This window comes from Peribacillus glennii (genome assembly GCF_003429105.1).
Taxonomy (GTDB): Bacteria; Bacillota; Bacilli; order Bacillales; family DSM-1321; genus Peribacillus; species Peribacillus glennii.
In genome coordinates this window covers 29,711-49,329 of record NZ_QVTD01000013.1, presented here as the reverse complement: position 1 = coordinate 49,329, position 19,619 = coordinate 29,711, and the positions used below count along the sequence as shown (strand labels likewise).

16 protein-coding genes are annotated in these 19,619 nt (G+C 44.6%); all 16 read right to left on the bottom strand.

Features of this window, described 5'->3' with window-relative positions; genetic code table 11:
* Positions 1-5 precede the first annotated feature (5 nt).
* On the bottom strand, positions 6-284 hold the full coding sequence (locus D0466_RS17355) for a DUF503 domain-containing protein (RefSeq protein WP_117323815.1): 279 nt from the start codon (positions 282-284) through the stop codon (positions 6-8).
* Positions 284-2,509: a translation initiation factor IF-2 gene (infB, locus tag D0466_RS17350; protein ID WP_117323814.1), complete on the bottom strand. Its 2,226-nt coding sequence runs from the start codon at positions 2,507-2,509 to the stop codon at positions 284-286. Before infB ends, D0466_RS17355 begins: the two co-directional genes overlap by 1 nt.
* Positions 2,510-2,528: 19 nt before the next feature.
* A complete protein-coding gene (locus D0466_RS17345; RefSeq protein ID WP_117323813.1) occupies positions 2,529-2,831 on the bottom strand; it encodes a YlxQ family RNA-binding protein in 303 nt (100 codons plus the stop codon).
* The gene (gene rnpM, locus D0466_RS17340; protein WP_117323812.1) at positions 2,828-3,112 is read right to left on the bottom strand and encodes an RNase P modulator RnpM; all 285 of its coding nucleotides are present in this window, start codon (positions 3,110-3,112) and stop codon (positions 2,828-2,830) included. The genes D0466_RS17345 and rnpM overlap by 4 nt, the downstream gene beginning before the upstream one ends.
* Before the next feature lie 22 nt (positions 3,113-3,134).
* Positions 3,135-4,259 carry a transcription termination factor NusA gene (gene nusA / locus D0466_RS17335; RefSeq protein WP_117323811.1) on the bottom strand — a complete coding sequence of 375 codons (1,125 nt, stop codon included), beginning with the start codon at positions 4,257-4,259 and terminating at the stop codon, positions 3,135-3,137.
* 39 nt (positions 4,260-4,298) lie between these two features.
* Positions 4,299-4,772: a ribosome maturation factor RimP gene (rimP, locus tag D0466_RS17330; RefSeq protein WP_117323810.1), complete on the bottom strand. Its 474-nt coding sequence runs from the start codon at positions 4,770-4,772 to the stop codon at positions 4,299-4,301.
* Positions 4,773-5,032: 260 nt separating this feature from the next.
* Positions 5,033-9,349 carry a PolC-type DNA polymerase III gene (locus tag D0466_RS17325; RefSeq protein WP_117323809.1) on the bottom strand — a complete coding sequence of 1,439 codons (4,317 nt, stop codon included), beginning with the start codon at positions 9,347-9,349 and terminating at the stop codon, positions 5,033-5,035.
* Between the two features lie 290 nt (positions 9,350-9,639).
* On the bottom strand, positions 9,640-11,346 hold the full coding sequence (locus tag D0466_RS17320; protein WP_117323808.1) for a proline--tRNA ligase: 1,707 nt from the start codon (positions 11,344-11,346) through the stop codon (positions 9,640-9,642).
* 265 nt (positions 11,347-11,611) lie between these two features.
* Entirely contained in the window at positions 11,612-12,874 is a 1,263-nt protein-coding gene (gene rseP, locus D0466_RS17315) for an RIP metalloprotease RseP (protein WP_117323905.1), read from the bottom strand.
* 15 nt (positions 12,875-12,889) lie between these two features.
* Positions 12,890-14,047, bottom strand: a complete 1,158-nt coding sequence (locus D0466_RS17310) for a 1-deoxy-D-xylulose-5-phosphate reductoisomerase (protein ID WP_117323807.1) — start codon at positions 14,045-14,047, stop codon at positions 12,890-12,892.
* Between the two features lie 199 nt (positions 14,048-14,246).
* Positions 14,247-15,038: a phosphatidate cytidylyltransferase gene (locus D0466_RS17305; protein WP_117323806.1), complete on the bottom strand. Its 792-nt coding sequence runs from the start codon at positions 15,036-15,038 to the stop codon at positions 14,247-14,249.
* A gap of 26 nt (positions 15,039-15,064) precedes the next feature.
* A complete protein-coding gene (locus D0466_RS17300; protein ID WP_117323805.1) occupies positions 15,065-15,838 on the bottom strand; it encodes an isoprenyl transferase in 774 nt (257 codons plus the stop codon).
* Between the two features lie 464 nt (positions 15,839-16,302).
* Positions 16,303-16,860 (bottom strand): ribosome recycling factor, encoded by a 558-nt coding sequence (gene frr, locus D0466_RS17295; RefSeq protein ID WP_117323804.1) that lies wholly within the window; start codon positions 16,858-16,860, stop codon positions 16,303-16,305.
* Positions 16,861-16,862: 2 nt separating this feature from the next.
* Positions 16,863-17,585 (bottom strand): UMP kinase, encoded by a 723-nt coding sequence (gene pyrH / locus D0466_RS17290; protein ID WP_117323803.1) that lies wholly within the window; start codon positions 17,583-17,585, stop codon positions 16,863-16,865.
* 141 nt (positions 17,586-17,726) lie between these two features.
* Positions 17,727-18,611 carry a translation elongation factor Ts gene (gene tsf / locus D0466_RS17285; RefSeq protein WP_117323802.1) on the bottom strand — a complete coding sequence of 295 codons (885 nt, stop codon included), beginning with the start codon at positions 18,609-18,611 and terminating at the stop codon, positions 17,727-17,729.
* Between the two features lie 224 nt (positions 18,612-18,835).
* Positions 18,836-19,570 carry a 30S ribosomal protein S2 gene (rpsB, locus tag D0466_RS17280; RefSeq protein WP_117323801.1) on the bottom strand — a complete coding sequence of 245 codons (735 nt, stop codon included), beginning with the start codon at positions 19,568-19,570 and terminating at the stop codon, positions 18,836-18,838.
* Positions 19,571-19,619: the final 49 nt, after the last annotated feature.

Here is a 19,619-nt window from a genome sequence, read left to right as displayed (position 1 = left end):
CTAGCTTAAAGCCATTCTATATCTGTTATTGTACGTTCAAGTTCCGGAAACGAATCTAGAAATTGCAGGGCATTCTGCAATTCTCTCTCAGTAGCTGCACGTGAAGATGCCACGGTGACAATGGCAATTTTTGTCCTTTGCCAAACATCCTGATATCCGGTTTCCGCTACCGAAACATTGAATTTTTGCTTGAGCCGTGTCATCACTCGCTGGAGCACGGCCCTCTTTTCTTTTAATGATTGGGCATCGTGAATGACGCATTCAAATTCGGCTGAGCCGATCATTACTTGCGTTCCACTTCTTCCATTACATAAGCTTCGATTACATCGCCTTCTTTGACGTCATTGAAGTTTTTAATCGTAATCCCGCATTCATAGTTTTGGGCTACTTCTTTAACATCATCCTTAAAGCGTTTCAGGGCATCGATTTCGCCTTCGAAAATTACAACACCCTCGCGGATTAGGCGTACGCCGCTGTCACGTGTGATTTTTCCATCAGTAACATATGAACCGGCAATGGTTCCGACTTTTGAAACTTTAAATGTCGTACGGACTTCAGCCTGGCCAATGATTTTTTCTTCAAACTCAGGGTCAAGCATCCCTTTCATCGCAGCTTCGATTTCCTCGATTACTTTATAAATGATGCGATGCAGGCGAACGTCGACGTTTTCTGATTCTGCAGCACGCTTGGCATTGACATCCGGGCGTACGTTAAATCCGATTACAATAGCATTTGATGCAGTTGCCAGAATGATATCTGATTCGGTAATCGCACCGACGCCTGTGTGGATAATTTTAACTTTAGCGCCTTCCACTTCAATTTTCTGAAGTGAAGCAGCAACCGCCTCTGCTGATCCCTGAACATCCGCTTTTAAGATGATATTCAGTTCTTTTATTTCCCCTTGCTTCATTTGTTCAAACAATGTATCCAAAGTTACACGTGATTTTTCGCTGCGTTGTGTGGCAATTTGTTTCTGTGAGCGTGCTTCCCCGACCTGGCGCGCTGTTTTTTCATCTTCGAATACGATAAACCGGTCACCAGCCAGCGGCACGTCATTCAAACCTGTAATTTCGACCGGAGTTGACGGACCTGCTTCTTTAACGCGGCGTCCCAAATCATTAACCATGGCACGTACACGTCCGAAAGTGTTACCAACTACGATAGGGTCACCAATTTTCAGCGTACCGTTTTGAACAAGGAGGGTTGCCACAGAACCTCGGCCTTTATCAAGCTGGGCTTCAATAACGGTTCCAATTGCCCTGCGGTTGGGATTGGCTTTATATTCTTCCACTTCTCCCACAAGAAGTATCATTTCAAGCAGGCTATCTATTCCTTCTCCGTTTTTCGCTGAAATCGGAACAAAAATAGTCTCGCCGCCCCACGCCTCTGGTACAAGGCCATGCTCAGTCAGCTCTTGCATTACGCGGTCCGGATTGGCTGCCGGCTTATCCATTTTATTAACGGCGACGATGATTGGAACCTCAGCCGCTTTCGCATGGTTAATCGCTTCAACTGTTTGAGGCATTACTCCATCGTCAGCTGCGACGACAAGTATAGTTATATCTGTGACTTTCGCACCACGTGCACGCATGGTAGTAAACGCTGCGTGTCCAGGTGTGTCAAGGAATGTGATTTTCTTATCATTAACAGTTACCTGATAAGCACCGATATGCTGGGTGATGCCTCCCGCTTCCCCTTCGGTCACTTTTGTATTCCGGATCGAGTCAAGCAAGGTGGTTTTACCGTGGTCGACGTGGCCCATGATCGTAACGACTGATGGACGTTCGATTGCATCGGCTTGATTATCGTCCGTCACCAATGCCTCAAGGTCGGTAATATCCACTAAAATCTTTTCTTCCACTTCGACATCATATTCGCCTGCAACCAACTCGATTGCATCTTTATCAAGCGATTGGTTAATCGTTGCCATTACACCTAGCATGAAAAGCTTCTTAATGATTTCAGAAGGTTCACGGTGCAGCTTCTTCGCCAGTTCGGCAACCGTCAGGGACTCGGTAAAAGTGATTTTTGAAGGCAGCTCTCTTTCTTTTCTCTTTTGAACAGGAGCAGACGTGTGCTGCTGAGGTTTTTGTCTGTTTTTATTACGGTTATTGTGGTTATTGTTCCTATTATTATTGCCCTTGAAGACTTTGGATTCTTTCTTCTGGTTTTCCTGGGAAGTTTTCTTTCCAGCGACAGGCTTAGGTATAGGCTTCTTTTGGATCTTTTCGGTCTTTTTCACTACACCAGTATTATCATCCGCTTCAGCTTCGTACGTTTCCAGTGTGGAAGGATTCTTCTGCTGCGGGCTTTCAGCCTGCTTTGGTGCTGAATTTGGTTCAGTTTTAGGTTTAGGATTGTATTTGTCATTCAACTTTTCAACGGTTGTATCTTCTAGTGCTGTCATATGGTTCGATACCTCTATGTTCATTTCTTTCAGTTTATTAATAACGTCCTTGCTTGAAACGTTTTTTTGTTTTGCATATTCATATACTCGTAATTTGGTCATGTGTTCACCCCCGTAAAATTTAATCGAGCAGCGTCTGGAGTTTTTGTGCAAAACCATTATCCAGAACGGCAACGGCGACCCTCTCCTCCTTGCCGATCGCCTGGCCGAGAATGGACCTGTTTTCCACTCTTTTGATAGGCACTTTATAATAGGCACACTTATCAAAGATTTTTTTTTCTGTATTTGAGGAAGCGTCAAGAGCAAGCAAAACCAGCTTTGCTTTTCCGTTCCTTATCTCCTTGATCACTAATTCTTCTCCGGAAATCAGCTTACGCGCTCGATTTGCCAAACCTAATAGAGACACCCATTGTTCTTGTTTCATGAATTCGGATGCTTCTCCTTTTCCGCCAATTCCAGCAATTGTTCATAAATGGAAGGATCGATTGCCGCTTCCAGGTTGCGCTCAAGCACATTCTTTTTCTTGGCAAGCTCAATGATCGCCGCATCCAGGGTCAGATAGGCCCCTCGGCCGGATTTTTTTCCGGTCGGATCAATGCTTATTTCCCCGTCTTTTGTGCGGACGATCCTGATCAATTCCTTTTTCGGCTTCATTTCACCTGAAGCGACACACTTACGCATCGGAATTTTTTTGCGGCTATTCATTATCGATCACCTCCTGTCATGCTTACTCATTGTCTTCAGAAAATTCATCGTCACTTTCAAAGCTATCCCTGCTTAAGAGAAATTCCTGTTCTTCCACAGGATAAATGCCATTCGCGCGTGCTTCTGTTTCACTTTTGATATCTATTTTCCAGCCGGTCAATTTCGCTGCAAGACGGGCGTTTTGACCCCGTTTTCCAATAGCGAGAGAAAGCTGGTAATCCGGTACGACTACTGTAGTGGCTTTTTCTTCTTCCTGGACAATGACCTCAAGCACCTTTGAAGGGCTTAAAGCGTTGGCTACAAAGACAACCGGGTCTTCTGACCATTTAACGATGTCGATCTTTTCGCCTTTCAGTTCGTTGACAATCGCCTGCACACGCTGGCCTTTTTGTCCCACGCAGGATCCTACCGGATCGACTTCTTCATTATCGGAATGCACAGAAATTTTCGAACGGTCCCCCGCTTCCCTAGCCACTGATTTGATTTCTACAGTACCATCGAAAATCTCCGGGACTTCGATTTCAAACAGGCGCTTTAAGAGGCCCGGATGTGTGCGCGACACGAAAATCTGTGGACCTTTGGAAGTTTTTTCAACTTTTGTGATAAACACTTTGATCCGGTCATGGGGCTTGTATTGCTCATTTGGCATCTGCTCGCCCGCAGGCAGCAACGCTTCGATCTTCCCAAGGGATACGTAGATAAACCGGGAATCCTGGCGCTGGACGATACCGGTCATGATATCTTCTTCACGGTCGATGAATTCGGAGTAGATGATGCCGCGTTCTGCTTCCCTGACGCGCTGGGTGACAACCTGCTTTGCCGTTTGCGCTGCAATTCGGCCGAAATCTTTAGGCGTCACTTCCATTTCCACTACGTCATCGATCTGGTAGCTTGGATTGATCGTTTTTGCTTCTTCCAGAGAAATCTCAAGGCGCGGATCGAATACTTCGTCAACGACATCCTTTCTGGCAAAAACTCTCATGGTGCCTTTTTCAAGATTTAAGTCGATACGGACGTTTTGAGCCTGGTTAAAATTGCGGCGATATGCGGAAATGAGCGCAGCCTCGATTGCGTCAATTAAAACATCCCTGGAAATACCCTTTTCCGTCTCCAATATATTGAGAGCATCCAATAAATCACTGCTCATGGTTGGTCCCCCTTATCATGATTGTTCTGTATTTACTAATTAAGAAAAAGTGACCGCCAGCCTTGCTTTTGCCACTTTTTCATATGGAATGACGACTGATTTCTTCCTGGTCTTAACCGTAATTTCCAGCGTAACTTCACGTCCGTCAAAACCGGTTAGGATACCTTCAAATTCTTTTTCATCCAGGATTGGTTCATATGTTTTTATGTACACATTTTTCCCGATCGCCTTTTCAAAGTCCTTTTCTTTTTTCAACGGCCGTTCAGCACCGGGTGATGAAACCTCAAGAAAATAGTTTTGCGGAATCGGGTCGACCTCATCAAGTTTCTCGCTAAGCTTTTCGCTGACCTGACCGCAATCCTCAATGTCCACTCCGCCCTCTTTATCAATATAAACGCGGAGAAACCAGCTTTTCCCTTCTTTGGCATACTCAACTTCCACCAACTCCAGCCCTGATTCATCCAGAATCGGAGTTACCATCTCTTCGACAATTTCAGTTACCTTTTTACTCATACGCTGCCTCCATACATGGCCGGACTTGCTCTTTTATGCCGGTGCTGGCTGAACCGTGCGTGGCAGGATTCAGCCGGCATTCCTTTTGTCCGGAGCTTCCTAAGCATTTGCAAACAAATTAGTCATTTACAACACGAAAGAGTGGGTTTCCCCACTCTTGTACTTGGTTTCTTAGTATTTCCAAATAAAATATACCATAATCAATACTTTTTTGCAAATGAACCAGCCGGGCGTATTGTAACAGCACTCATTGTAACAAGTTAAAACAAAGAAAGCTGGTTCTGGTCCGGCAGGGATTCCAGGCAGCCCTGCTTGTCGAGGTACTCAAGAATTGTTTTTGATATTTTGCCTCGCTGCTGAAGGTCTTCCTTTGAAAGAAATTCCCCTTCTCCCCGTGCACGGACAATGTTTAAGGCTGCATTAGTCCCAAGTCCAGGGATCGAATTGAACGGCGGGATTAATGTATTACCCTCGATGATAAATTCATCTGCGCTTGATTTATATAAATCGACTTTTTGGAAAGCAAAACCTCTTTCGCACATTTCCAGAGCAAGCTCAAGCACCGTCAACGTATTCTTTTCCTTCGTCGACGCGTCAAGGCCTTTCGCGTTAATCTCTTCGATTTTTGAGCGGATGGATTGTGAACCGCGTACCATTGCATCGATTTCAAAATCTTCTGCCCTTACCGTAAAATAAGCAGCATAATACAAGAGCGGCAGATGCACTTTAAAATAGGCTATCCTTACAGCCATCAATACATAGGCAGCAGCATGAGCTTTAGGGAACATATATTTTATCTTCTTGCATGAATCGATATACCATTCCGGTACTTCATTCTTTCGCATTTCCGCTTCAAACTCGTCTGAAAGACCCTTTCCTTTACGGACGGATTCCATGATTTTAAAGGCAAGCGACGGTTCCAATCCTTGATATATCAAATAGACCATAATGTCGTCACGGCAGCCGATTACCTCTGAGAGTGTACAAATATTATTGTGTATCAGCTCCTGGGCATTTCCAAGCCACACATCGGTACCATGTGAAAGTCCTGAGATCTGGACGAGTTCCGAGAATGTTGTGGGTTTTGTATCTTCTAGCATCTGGCGGACAAAACGCGTACCGAATTCAGGTATCCCGAGTGTTCCGGTTTTACACATGATTTGGTCTTCCGTAACGCCTAGCGATTCTGTCCCTGAGAAAATTTTCATCACTTCAGGGTCATCCGTCGGAATTGTTTTAGGGTCAATGCCGCTCAAATCCTGCAGCATGCGGATCACGGTTGGGTCATCGTGCCCGAGTATATCAAGCTTCAATAAGTTATCATGAATGGAATGGAAGTCAAAGTGGGTGGTCTTCCATTCCGATGTTTTATCATCAGCTGGAAATTGGATCGGCGAAAAATCATAAATATCCATATAATCCGGAACTACTATGATGCCCCCCGGGTGCTGCCCGGTCGTTCTTTTAACGCCGGTACAGCCGGCCACAAGCCTGTCTATTTCCGCTCCCCTGAGATGAAGATTATGATCTGACGCATAACCTTTTACATAGCCATAGGCAGTCTTCTCCGCCACCGTGCCAATCGTTCCAGCACGGAATACATTATCTTCACCAAAAAGGACCTTTGTATAGTTATGGGCATGAGGCTGATATTCACCGGAAAAGTTCAAATCGATATCAGGCACTTTATCGCCTTTAAAGCCCAGAAACGTTTCAAATGGGATGTCATGACCGTCCTTTTTATATCTCTCGCCGCAATTCGGGCAATCCTTGTCCGGAAGGTCAAAACCTGAACCGACAGAGCCGTCATTGAAGAATTCCGAATGCTTGCAGCTTGGGCATACATAATGGGGCGGGAGCGGATTTACTTCAGTGATTTCCGTCATTGTCGCAACTAATGATGAACCTACCGATCCACGGGAACCCACAAGATAACCATCATCCAGTGATTTTTTTACAAGCTTATGTGAAATCAAGTAAATAACGGCGAATCCGTGGCCGATGATGCTCTTTAGCTCTTTTTCCAAACGGGCTTCCACGATTTCCGGCAGCGGCTCGCCATAAATGCGCCGTGCCATGCCGTAACTCATCTCGCGCATCTCGTCTTCGGCACCTTCAATTTTAGGCGTATACAAATCGTCTTTAATCGGTTTAATCGGGTCGATCATATCGGCTATCTTGTTGGAGTTTTCGACGACGATTTCTTTCGCCTTCTCTTTGCCGAGAAATGAAAAGGCTGCAAGCATTTCATCGGTTGTACGGAAATGGACATCAGGAAGTTTATGGCGGTTTAACGGATTGGCACCGCCCTGGGAACCAACAAGAATTTTTCGGTAAATTTTATCATTAGGTTCAAGGTAATGGACATTTCCTGTTGCCACGACCGGCTTGCCAAGCTTTTCACCAAGTTTAATAATATTCGAGATAATGCCCTCCAATGATTTCTCATCGCGGACATATTCCATTTCGATCATATGCTGGTAGACTTCTTTCGGATGCACTTCCAAATAATCATAGAATTCTGCGATATCCATAACTTCCTCAAAAGCCTTCTGCATCATTCCTTCGAACACTTCGCCCTTATCACAGCCCGAGCCAACCAGGAGCCCTTCCCGGTGCTTTTGCAGCTGAGAACGGGGTATGCGCGGCACACGGTAAAAATAGTTAAGATGTGAGATTGATACAAGCTTAAACAGATTTTTCAATCCGGTTTCATTTTGGGCAAGCAATGTACAATGGGAGGGGCGTGACCGCTGATATGCATTCCCCTCACCCATATGTTCATTAAGCTGATCATGGTAAACGATCCCTTTTTCAGCTGTATCTTTCAACATTTTCATCAGCAAATAACCGGTTGCCTCAGCATCGTAAATCGCCCTATGATGCTGCGTTAATTCGATATCAAACTTTTTGGCAAGCGTGTTTAGGCGGTGATTTTTGAAATCCGGGTATAGAAAACGTCCCAATTCCAATGTATCAATTACAGGATTCTCCGCTTTCGGATGCCCTATTTTTTTATAGCCGACATTCAAGAACCCCATGTCAAAGCTCGCGTTATGCGCAACTAAAACAGCATCGCCGGCCCATTGCCGAAACCTTTGCAGAACATCTTCCACTTCCGGTGCATTTTCGACCATGTCATCGGTAATCCCTGTCAATTCGATCGTTGTTGCTGACAGCGGATGGTGAGGGTTGGCAAAATCCTCAAAGCGGTCGATGATTTCCCCGTTATGCATTTTTACAGCCGCAAGCTCGATAATCGTATCGTATACGGCAGACAGTCCCGTTGTTTCCACGTCGAAGACCACATATGTATCTTCGTCAAGGACGCGATGGGCATCATTATAGGCGATCGGTACACCGTCATCCACAAGATTAACCTCTACACCGTAAATGATGTTTATATCATTTTTCTTACCTGCCCCATAAGCCTCCGGAAAAGATTGAACCACGGCATGGTCGGTTATCGCGATTGCTTTGTGGCCCCATTTTTTTGCCTGCGCAACCAATGCGGAAACAGGAGTCACGGCGTCCATCTGGCTCATGGGTGAATGCAGGTGCAGTTCCACCCGCTTTTCGCCTTCCGGTGCCTGATCAAGCCGGCCCGCCTTGGAAATTTCATTTATATCATTGGCTATCATGACCAAATCGCGGACAAATGTATCATTCTGAATGCTCCCCTGCGCGCGAACCCACATCCCTTTCTTGACACGGGAAAGCAATGCAGCATCTTCTTTATCACGTGAAAACATCTTGACTAAAATAGAGCTTGTATAATCAGTGACTTTAAATGTCAATAAAGTCCTGCCGCTTCGCAGTTCCTTTGTTTCAGCATCAAAAACAAAGCCTTCAATCGCAATCCGTCTTTCTTCATCGACAATTTGCTCAATTTGCCTAAAATCGGCGTCATCCTTAATGGTATAACCAATTTTAACAGGACCTTGATGTTCATTGTCCCCGCCGGACTTCTCATTTTCTTTCTTTTGCATTTCCGTAATGGCTGCAAGTGCCTTGGCTTCATCTTCTTTTTGCTTCTCGAGCATAAACTCCTGGTATTCCTCCTGGGAGCCTGAAACTTCGGCATCAAGGGATAAAGACGGGAAACCAAAGTTTTGATAAATGTTCGAGATAAGCCCGGAATACTTCCGCTTTAGCTGTCCGGCTTCCGCCTCATTGCGTGCTTTTACAATCAGGCGGTGCCCCGCAACCCTCGGTTCTTGTTCATTCAAAAGAGCCAAAAGCGCTGGCGAGATCCCTTCAAGTTCACCGATGCAATTTTTCCAGTAATCCTTGATTATTTCTTCGGTAACCTGGGGGTTTTCAACATGAATGCTGAATGAAACTGTTGCGATGTGCGCAAAGGTAGCCGAAAGATGAGTAGCCAGCCGTGTGTGGACACTGCAAGGAATCAGTTCCTCCAGCTTAAAAGAGAAACGCCAGCTTTTAGCTTCCCTTTCAATTGATAGCTTTTCGATTTCAGCACGGTAAAAATACTTAACAAACGCATCCTCCGTAAGTCCGAGCTGCTGGAGCAAGAGTTGAAATCTCTCTCTTCCACTATTCGGATTGTGATCCATTTCCGCTCTCTCCTATCTTTTCAATCCTAATCTATTAATACATTCAATTATCTTTAAAACCGCAATCTATAGCATCCAATACTTTGCAACTAAATATATGGCAACAGACGTAATTATAACATATCTATGTGTCTGGAATGATAGTGAAAAAAGTTAGTAATTTCTCCGTTTGGCGACTTTAGCAGATAAGAACGCATTGTACTTTCTTCTCCGCATAAAACGCCTGGCAGAAAGAAAAAAGGTACCATCGTAATGACTGATACCTTTCTTGAGCTTTACATTTATACCCATTATTGACCTGATAAAATCTGTCCAAGCATTTCAGAGAGTTTTTCACGGTTTACCTCGTGGACTTCACCGTTTTTTCGGAGTTTCACCTCTACAATTGAGTCCGCAGCCTTTTTACCAACAGTAATCCTTACCGGAATCCCGATTAAATCAGAATCGGCAAACTTTACACCCGGCCGCTCCTGGCGGTCATCCATCAAAACTTCATAGCCCTGTTTGCGCAGATCAGAATATAAATCTTCTGCAAGCTTCGCCTGGGATTCATCCTTCACATTGACCGGTATGACATGAATCTTGAAAGGAGCCAGATTTTCTGGCCATAGAAGGCCGTTTTCATCATTAAATTGTTCAGCAACAGCCGCAAGCGTGCGGGAAACCCCGATTCCATAGCATCCCATGATCATCGGCTGGCTACGGCCGTTTTCATCAAGGAACGATGCTCCCATTGCCTCGCTGTACCTGGTGCCAAGCTTAAAAACATGGCCTACTTCAATGCCTTTGGCAAATTGGATTGTGCCCTCTCCATCCGGGGACGGGTCCCCTTCAAGGATAAAGCGAAGATCCGTATAGGCAACATCACTGAAATCACGCCCCGGATTTAGATTTGTATAATGATAATCCTCTTCGTTGGCTCCGCACACTCCATTGACGATAGCTCCAACGGCATGGTCAGCGAGGATTTCCACATCACCGGACACATTCACCGGGCCGAGCGATCCAATCGAACAGCCAAGTATTTGCTTTGTTTCTTCCGGTTCTGCCAATTCTACGACTGAAGCGGCATAATAATTTTTCAATTTGATGTCATTCACTTCATGGTCGCCGCGTACAAGAACAAGAACATTCTTCCCGTCCACCTTAAATAGCAGGGATTTGATGCAGTCCTTTGCCTTTGCATGTATAAATTCCGACACTTCTTGAATCGACTTTTTGCCTGGTGTGTGAACCTTTTCAAGCTCTCTTTCAGCTTCTGTGGGTTTCTCGTACTTGGCCACAACAGGAGCCATTTCGATATTCGCTGCATAATTGGATGTATCAGAGTAGGCAATGGTATCCTCACCAACATCTGACAGCACCATAAATTCATGCGTATCTTTCCCGCCCATTGCCCCGGAATCCGCAATGACTGCCCTGAAGTTCAAACCGCACCGGCGGAAAATATTTGAATAGGCAGTGAAAAGCTTTTGATATACTTCATCAAGGCTTTCCTGATTGGCATGGAAGGAATAGGCATCCTTCATGATAAACTCGCGGCCTCGAAGCAAGCCAAAACGTGGACGCTTTTCATCGCGGAACTTCGTTTGGATTTGGTACAGAGACAAAGGCAGCCGCTTATAAGATTTCACTTCATCCCGGATCAGGCTTGTAATTACTTCTTCATGTGTGGCACCGAGGGCGAATTCGCGTTCATTCCTGTCTTTCAATCTCATTAATTCTGGCCCGTAAGAATACCAGCGCCCTGATTCCTGCCACAATTCAGCTTGCTGCAGCGCAGGCATCAAAAGCTCCACCGCACCTGCTGCATCCATCTCTTCCCGGATAATGGCTTCAATCTTTTGCAGCACCTTTTTTCCAAGCGGCATAAAGCTATAGACCCCGCTTGCGTTTTGCCTCATAAATCCTGCTCTCAATAAAAGCTGATGGCTCTTAATCTCTGCATCAGCCGGAACCTCCCTTAGTGTAGGGATCAGCGTCATACTCTGCTTCATCTATTGCACCTCATCATCATCTTCTAATTGTTGTGTTGCAGCAGTTACATATTTAAAATGAATATATTAATTTAGGGCGGCCTGCCAATACTTTGGGCTTTTTCATGTGAAACTACGGTTATACATGCTCGCTTTTTCCCTGGCCTATGCAGTTGAAGCCTTTAATGAGCCAAAAATCAACTACTTTATTTATTTTTAGGTAATTCTTTAGTTCACTTTATATAATGTGCAAAAAGAGGCAGCAGGGAACCTCGATTCTCTCCGGTTAGTTCAGGAAAAAACGCTGGATGTCATTCCATGTAACAACAATCATTAATAACATCAAGAGCGCAAACCCGATCAAATGTACCAGCCCTTCTTTTTGCCTGTCGATCGGTTTGCCTCTCAAAGCTTCCACTAGGAAGAATAAAAGGCGTCCGCCGTCAAGTGCCGGAATTGGCAGCAGGTTCATGATTCCCAGGTTGATGCTCAGCACGCCAGCCCATCTCATCAATGAGAATACCCCGGATTCAGCTACTTCTTCGGTTGATTTATAAATGCCGACAGGACCGGATAACGCATCAATGGTAAATTGCCCAGTCACTAACATGCCGAGCATTTCAAAAATTTTGATTGTCCATAAATACGTTTCCGTAAAACCATGGGTTATGGCCTTTAATGCCGATTTTTCCACAGGCGGATAAACACCGATTACACCGACCGTTTGGCCATCCCGTTCTACCTCTTTAGGAGTAACAGGGACCTCCAGCGTTTCACCGTCCCGCTCGACGACAAACTCGATTTCTTTGCCCGGACTTTTCTGGATGCTTTCCTGAACATCTATCCAGGTGGATACTTCATTGCCATCAATGGACTGGATTTCATCCCCTGCCTTTAAGCCTGAAGCGAGGGCAGCGCCATCCTTTGTCAACTCTCCCAACCGCGCTTCATCCACTACTATGCCCTGGAACAAGCCAATGACAAGAAAGATGACAAAGGCCAAAACAAAGTTCATCATCGGGCCGGCAAAAATGGTCATAGTTCGGTGTCCAAGTGATTTTGAGGCGAACTGGCGTTCAAATGGCGCAATTTGGGTTTCTACGCCATCTTCTACCGTCACAGCCTCCTTATGGACAGGGAAAGTTTTTAAAATATCTTCCTCGCCCTCCTCATAGCCTTGTATGGACAGCCCATGTTCCAAATCTGCCTTTTCCACTTCAATTATTCGGATATCCTGATATTTTTCTTTATTATTCAGAATGATTTTCTCTACAAATAAATCCTTATTCAGAATGAGGCCTACACGGTAGCCGGGCTTAAGTTCGACAGTTTCGGGATCTTCGCCCGCCATGCGAACATAACCCCCGATTGGAAGCAGCCTGATTGTATATAGCGTTTCCTTCTTTTTGAAGGTGAAGACTTTTGGTCCCATTCCAATCGCAAATTCCCGGCAAAGGATCCCTGCCCGCTTCGCAAAATACAGATGTCCTAATTCATGGAAGAAAACCAGGGAGCCAAAAATAATGATGAAAGAAATCACTGTTTGAATAGTTTGCACTTCTAATCACCTCTGTTTCAATAGTGTTTTTACAAATCCGCGCGTTTCCCTATCAATTCCTTGAATAATATCTAAATCCGGGGCAGCAATAGTGTTATGATTAGTAAGTGCTTTTTCAATTATCGTTTCTATTTCCAAAAAAGAAATCCTGCCATCAAGGAATCCAGCGACGGCTTCTTCGTTGGCGGCATTTAAAACGGTTGGCATTGAACCGCCGCTTTTCCCTGCCTCATACGCAAAACGAAGGCACGGATAGCGAACAAAGTCCATATCGGCAAAATGCAATTTCCCTATTTCAGCCAGGTTAAGCCGGTTTGAATTCATAAGCGGCAATCGGTCCGGATATGTCAGTGCAAATTGGATCGGCACCCTCATATCAGGTGTTCCCAGCTGTGCCATCACGCTTGAGTCGTGAAATTCGACCATGGAATGTATGATGCTTTCCTTATGCAGCAATACATCGATCTTTTCATATGGGAGACCGAACAGCCAGTGCGCTTCAATAACCTCCAGGCCTTTATTCATCATGGTTGCAGAATCAATGGTGATTTTCGTACCCATGGACCAGTTAGGATGATGAAGGGCCTCTTCAACGGTGACATTCTGAAGCTGTGCCCTGGTACGATCCCTGAAGCTTCCTCCTGAGGCAGTGATCACAAGCCGCTCAATATTCTTTTCTTTCTCACCTTGGAGGGCCTGGAAAATGGCTGAGTGCTCACTATCCACCGGAAGCAGCTTTACTCCCGCCCTTTTGGCTTCTTCGATGACTATATGTCCCGCTGTTACAAGTGTCTCCTTATTGGCGATCGCTATATCCTTTTTTGCCTTTATCGCCTGTAAGGTTGGATTGAGCCCGACACTGCCGATGACCGCATTCACAAGAATATTGGCCTTTTCGTGTACAGCGGCTTCAATAAGCCCTTGATCCCCATAAGTAAAGGCAATCCCGGATCCTGCAAATTCATTCTTTAAAGCTTCACAATCCTGCCGAAACTGGACAGAGACAAGCTCAGGCTGAAACTCTTCGATAAAAAGCCTGGCCTGAGGAAGATTTGTCCCAAGAGACATGGCCACGATCTTAAATTGCCCGGGATGCTGCCTTACTACATCCGCCGTCTGCCGGCCAATTGAACCGGTAGCACCTAATAGGCTGATATATTTCAAATTTATTCAACTCCTAAATAAGAAATGCGGAAGCACCCTTTTTCAAGTAACGCCGTCTTACCACTGCCAATCTGTGGCAAGCGTAGACGTCAGGACAAGGATTGGGTCACGAAGACACTTGGCTGCCAAAAAAATTTTTTTTGGTGACATCCTCGAGAAGCACGCTTCCATTCTCCAAGCTTTCCTTGTCCAGTGCAAGTCAATTAACCAAATGCAATAAATGCAAAATCGGCAAAATAAAAATCAAGCTGTCAAGCCTGTCTAAAATCCCTCCATGCCCTGGAAGGAGCTTCCCGGCGTCCTTGACACCATAGTGCCTTTTGAAGGCAGATTGCACCAGGTCGCCCATTTGTCCAAATATCGAAATCAACACACTCATCAATAATAAAGTTGCAAGGGTTGCATCAAGGCTGCTGAACATAAAAAAGAGCAGTCCTACGGCCAAACTGCTTCCAATTCCGCCAATGAAGCCTTCAACCGTCTTATTGGGGCTGATTTCGGGCCATAGTTTCCTTTTTCCCATAGCTCGCCCAACAAAATAAGCACCCGAATCAGTAGCCCAAATCGTAAACAGAGCGAAAAAAACATAAGCCAGGCTGGCCTCGCGGGTTTGATACAAATAAAAGAACCCCATTCCAACATATATAACGGACAACAATAGGAATCCAGCGTCATCAAATGTAAAACTGTTTTTGGTGGCGACTGTACTGATTAAAAATAAAATCACTGCCCAAAGGATAAGCTCCATTTTGCTGTAATCGAAATCCTTGATAAAGCCGGTGTAATGCTCAGGGAGCAAGACCAGCCATAACAGCAAGAATGAAATAATGGAAGGGAAAGAAAAAATGTGGATTTTTTTCATTCTAATCAATTCGGATAGACCAATTGTTGCCATTAGATATACTAAACTGAGGAATGGCAGCTTGCCCAATATTACCATTGGCAAAAAAATAGCTGCTGCGATGATTGCTGTGATGATACGTTGTTTCATTATTTTATGTTCCCCGCCTTCTTGAGCTAGACCCCGCCATATCGCCTGGAACGTTGTTGGTAAACTTCGATAGCTTCCAATAAATGTTCTTCCCTAAAATCTGGCCAAAGGACATCAGTAAACCAAAATTCCGAGTATGCCGCCTGCCAAAGCATAAAATTGCTCAAGCGAATTTCCCCACTGGTGCGAATAAGCAAATCAGGGTCAGGCAACTCGCTGGTCATCAAATACTCGGAAAATAAGTTCTCAGAAATATTTTCCCCTATTATACCATTTTTAGAATCGATGACTACTCTATTTACAGCTTCTATTATTTCGGCCCTGCTTCCATAATTCAGTGCAAAATTCAATATCATGCCGTCATTCGCTTTTGTGTCTTCAATTGCCTTGTCCACAGCCTTACGCGTGTGATCGGGCAAAGCTGATTTGTCACCGATCATAGAGACTTGGACATTCTCAGAAACAAGCTCCGGAAGGAATGTACCGAGAAATTCCTGGGGAAGCTTCATTAGATATTCCACTTCACTTTTTGGGCGTTTCCAGTTTTCTGTAGAAAATGCGTAAACCGTCAAGGTTTTGACACCCAGTTCATTTGCAAGCCTGGTAATCCTGCGGACGACCTTCATTCCTTCATGATGCCCGGCTACACGCGGGAGGGCCCGTTTCTTTGCCCAGCGCCCGTTTCCATCCATGATAATTGCGATATGGCGCGGAACTTCAACCTTCTTCACACTTTGAATTCTATTTGTCACATCCGAAGAAGCATTTTTTTTGAACCAACGCTTCCAAAATGAATACATACTTTTTGTCCCCCATCAGGTTGTACTCTATATCTACATCATATCGTTTTTTTCTCTATGTATGAATGATAATGGCAGATCTCTTCTATAATACCAAAAAAACAGTTCTTCTCCTAATTATTATAAACAAGGCTATTGCACAAGAAGGAGATGCTTTTAGTAATTGGCCCGCCAATGTAGAATGGCAGCTGCCCTAAATTATCTTATAGAATACTTTTCCGGACTTCAAGTTTTCTCTTTCACAAATGTGGTATCCGCGCCTGGCATAAAAAAAGGCGGCCTAAAGTGCGAATGGACAGATATGCTTTTAGCATGCTGCATGATGAACCAATAATGATTTGGATCATGCCGCGTGATCAGCAAGGGTCTGACAGCATTTACACTTTTGGCCTGCCAAGGTTTCAACAATCCATATGCGCGGGCGAAAAAAACACTTATTTATAGCCTAATGATTTTACTTATGATCAAACTTCTAGTATTTCTTTCTCTTTATTCTTTGTAATATCATCAATCTTACTGATATAGCTGTCCGTCATTTTCTGGATATCATCAGAATAGCCCCTCAGGTCGTCCTCTGTAATCTCACCATTTTTCTCCAGCTTTTTAAGGTCATCATTTGCATCCCTGCGGATATTTCTAACAGCGATCTTCGCTTCTTCCGCTTCCTTTTTGACGACCTTCACCAGTTCTTTACGACGTTCCTCTGTCAATGCCGGGATCGCAATGCGGATGATCGATCCATCACTTGAAGGATTCAGGCCTAAATCGGATTTCAAAATCGCTTTTTCAATTTCACCCAGAATTGTTTTATCGTAAGGCTGAATAACTAAAAGACGGGCCTCAGGAACTGAGACACCTGCCAACTGGTTAATCGGTGTCGGAGCGCCATAGTAATCAACGGAAATTTTATCAAGCAATGATGCGTTAGCCCTTCCCGCACGAATGCTTGCTAACTCCCGGCTATAAGCGCTTATTGCTTTTTCCATTCTTTCCTTTGAACTTGCTATCACGGTTTTTGGCATTATTATTTCCCCCTCACAATAGTTCCAAGCGTTTCACCCAAAACTGCCCGTTTTATATTTCCTTTTTCCATTAATGAAAAGACAATCAGCGGTATATTGTTATCCATGCAAAGCGAAGATGCCGTGGAATCCATGACCTCCAGGCCTTCCTTCAATACATCCAGGTAAGATAGCTCATCATATTTCTTCGCGTTCTTGTCTTTCACCGGATCAGCACTGTAAACACCGTCGACGTTGTTTTTTGCCATCAAGATCACTTCGGCTTCGATTTCCGCTGCACGGAGCGCTGCTGTTGTATCCGTGGAAAAGTAAGGATTTCCTGTTCCCGCGGCGAATATAACGACACGTTTCTTTTCCAGGTGCCTTATCGCCCTGCGCCTTATATAAGGTTCCGCTACCTGTCTCATGTCAATTGAGGTCTGGACTCGTGTTTCGATCCCAAGCTGTTCCAGGCTGTCTTGCAGGGCGAGGGAATTCATCACCGTGGCCAGCATACCCATATAATCGGCATTGGCACGGTCCATCCCCATTTCACTGCCTATTTTGCCTCGCCAGATGTTTCCGCCCCCAACTACTACGGCAACTTCTACACCCAATTCCGCAACCTCTTTGACTTGTTCCGCAATTGATTTAATTACCGAAGGATTTATCCCAAAACCTTCGTCCCCGGCCAAAGCCTCACCGCTTAGCTTCAATACGACACGTTTATATTTCGCGCTGCTCATCCAGAACCTCCAACTATGTATTCTTTATGTTCATCTTGATGCCTAATCGCTTTGAAAAGTGCATGACAAATTACAATTCCATTCGAAAATAGGGAACACTGGAGTGTTCCCTATTAAACAATTTATGCAAAGCAAATATAATCAGTCTTTTTTAACCTGGCTCATAACTTCTTCAGCGAAGTTGTCCTGGCGCTTTTCGATGCCTTCGCCTACTTCGTATCTTACAAAACTCTTGATTGTGCCGCCTTTTGACTTAACAAACTCGCCCACCTTTTGGTCTGGGTTCTTAACGAAGGATTGGTCCACTACGCAAATTTCTTCATAGAATTTTCCAATGCGGCCTTCTACCATTTTAGCTACGATCTTTTCAGGTTTACCTTCATTTAAAGCCTGTTGGGTAAGAACTTCACGCTCACGCTCGATTTCATCGGAAGAAACCTGATCGCGCGAAACATATTTTGGCCTTAAAGCGGCAATGTGCATGGAAACATCTTTTGCAGCTTCTGAATCAGTTGTACCTTCCAACAATGTCAATACAGCGATTCTACCACCCATGTGAAGGTATGCGCCGAACGCGTCGTTGTCACTTTTTGTCATCACTTCGAAACGGCGGAGGGTAAGTTTTTCACCAATTTTAGCGATTGCTGCATTGATGTGTTCTTCAACCTTTGTTCCGTTTTCCATAGTTTGTTCCAAAGCCTCTTCAACAGTTGCCGGTTTTTTAGCAAGCAAGTGTTCAGCCAATTCTTTCACTAACACCTGGAAGCCTTCATTTTTGGCAACGAAATCTGTTTCAGAGTTCACTTCAAGGATAACCGCTTCGTTACCTTCAGTAAGGATGTAAGTAGAACCTTCAGCAGCAATGCGGTCTGCTTTTTTCGCGGCTGATGCAATTCCTTTTTCACGAAGGAAGTCGATTGCTTTTTCCATATCACCATCAGTTTCTGTAAGTGCCTTTTTGCAATCCATCATGCCGGCACCAGTTTTTTCACGAAGTTCTTTTACCATTTGTGCAGTAATTGCCATAATTGGAAATCCTCCTCATATTATGTAAGTTTTTTTCATCTTTTACCATTTTGCCCGAAATTAAGCCCGGATTACAAGTTTCCGGCCGATTTTCGGCTCTAAAACCTTGAGAAAACAATGCAGATTGGCATAGTTAAAAGGTCCAGGAGCAAAAAAGCTACTTCCTGACCCGTCAAAAAAAGGTGATAAAAGGCCTTATCCTCTTATCACCTTCCCCTAACTAGTTAAGCAGTTGTTGTTTCAGATTCTGTTTCAACTTCCGGTGCTGCTGTTTCTTCGCCTTGCTTGGCTTCTAAGATAGCGTCAGCCATTTTCCCTGTCAACAATTTAACAGCGCGGATTGCATCGTCGTTCGCAGGGATAACTACGTCGATTTCATCCGGGTCGCAGTTAGTGTCAACGATACCTACAAGAGGAATGTTTAACTTATGGGCTTCAGCAACTGCGATGCGTTCCTTGCGAGGGTCAATCACGAAAATTGCATCCGGAAGGCCCTTCATATCTTTAATGCCGCCCAAGAATTTTTCTAGGCGTTCCCATTCTTTTTTGAGTTGGATGACTTCTTTCTTAGGAAGTACATCGAATGTACCGTTTTCTTCCATCTTCTCGATTTCTTTAAGACGGGAGATACGCTTTTGGATTGTTTCAAAGTTTGTTAAAGTTCCGCCCAACCAGCGCTGGTTTACATAGTACATACCGGAACGGATTGCTTCTTCCTTAACAGACTCTTGAGCTTGCTTTTTCGTACCAACGAATAGGACTGTTCCGCCGTTAGCAGCAAGTTCTTTCACGAAGTTGTAAGCTTCTTCAACTTTTTTTACTGTTTTTTGAAGGTCGATGATATAAATGCCGTTACGCTCAGTGAAGATATATTTCTTCATTTTTGGGTTCCAGCGGCGCGTTTGGTGTCCGAAATGCACACCAGCTTCAAGCAATTGCTTCATAGAAATTACTGACATTTTGTTTCCTCCTAAATGGTTTTGTTTTTCCTCCGCCCCGATCATTTCC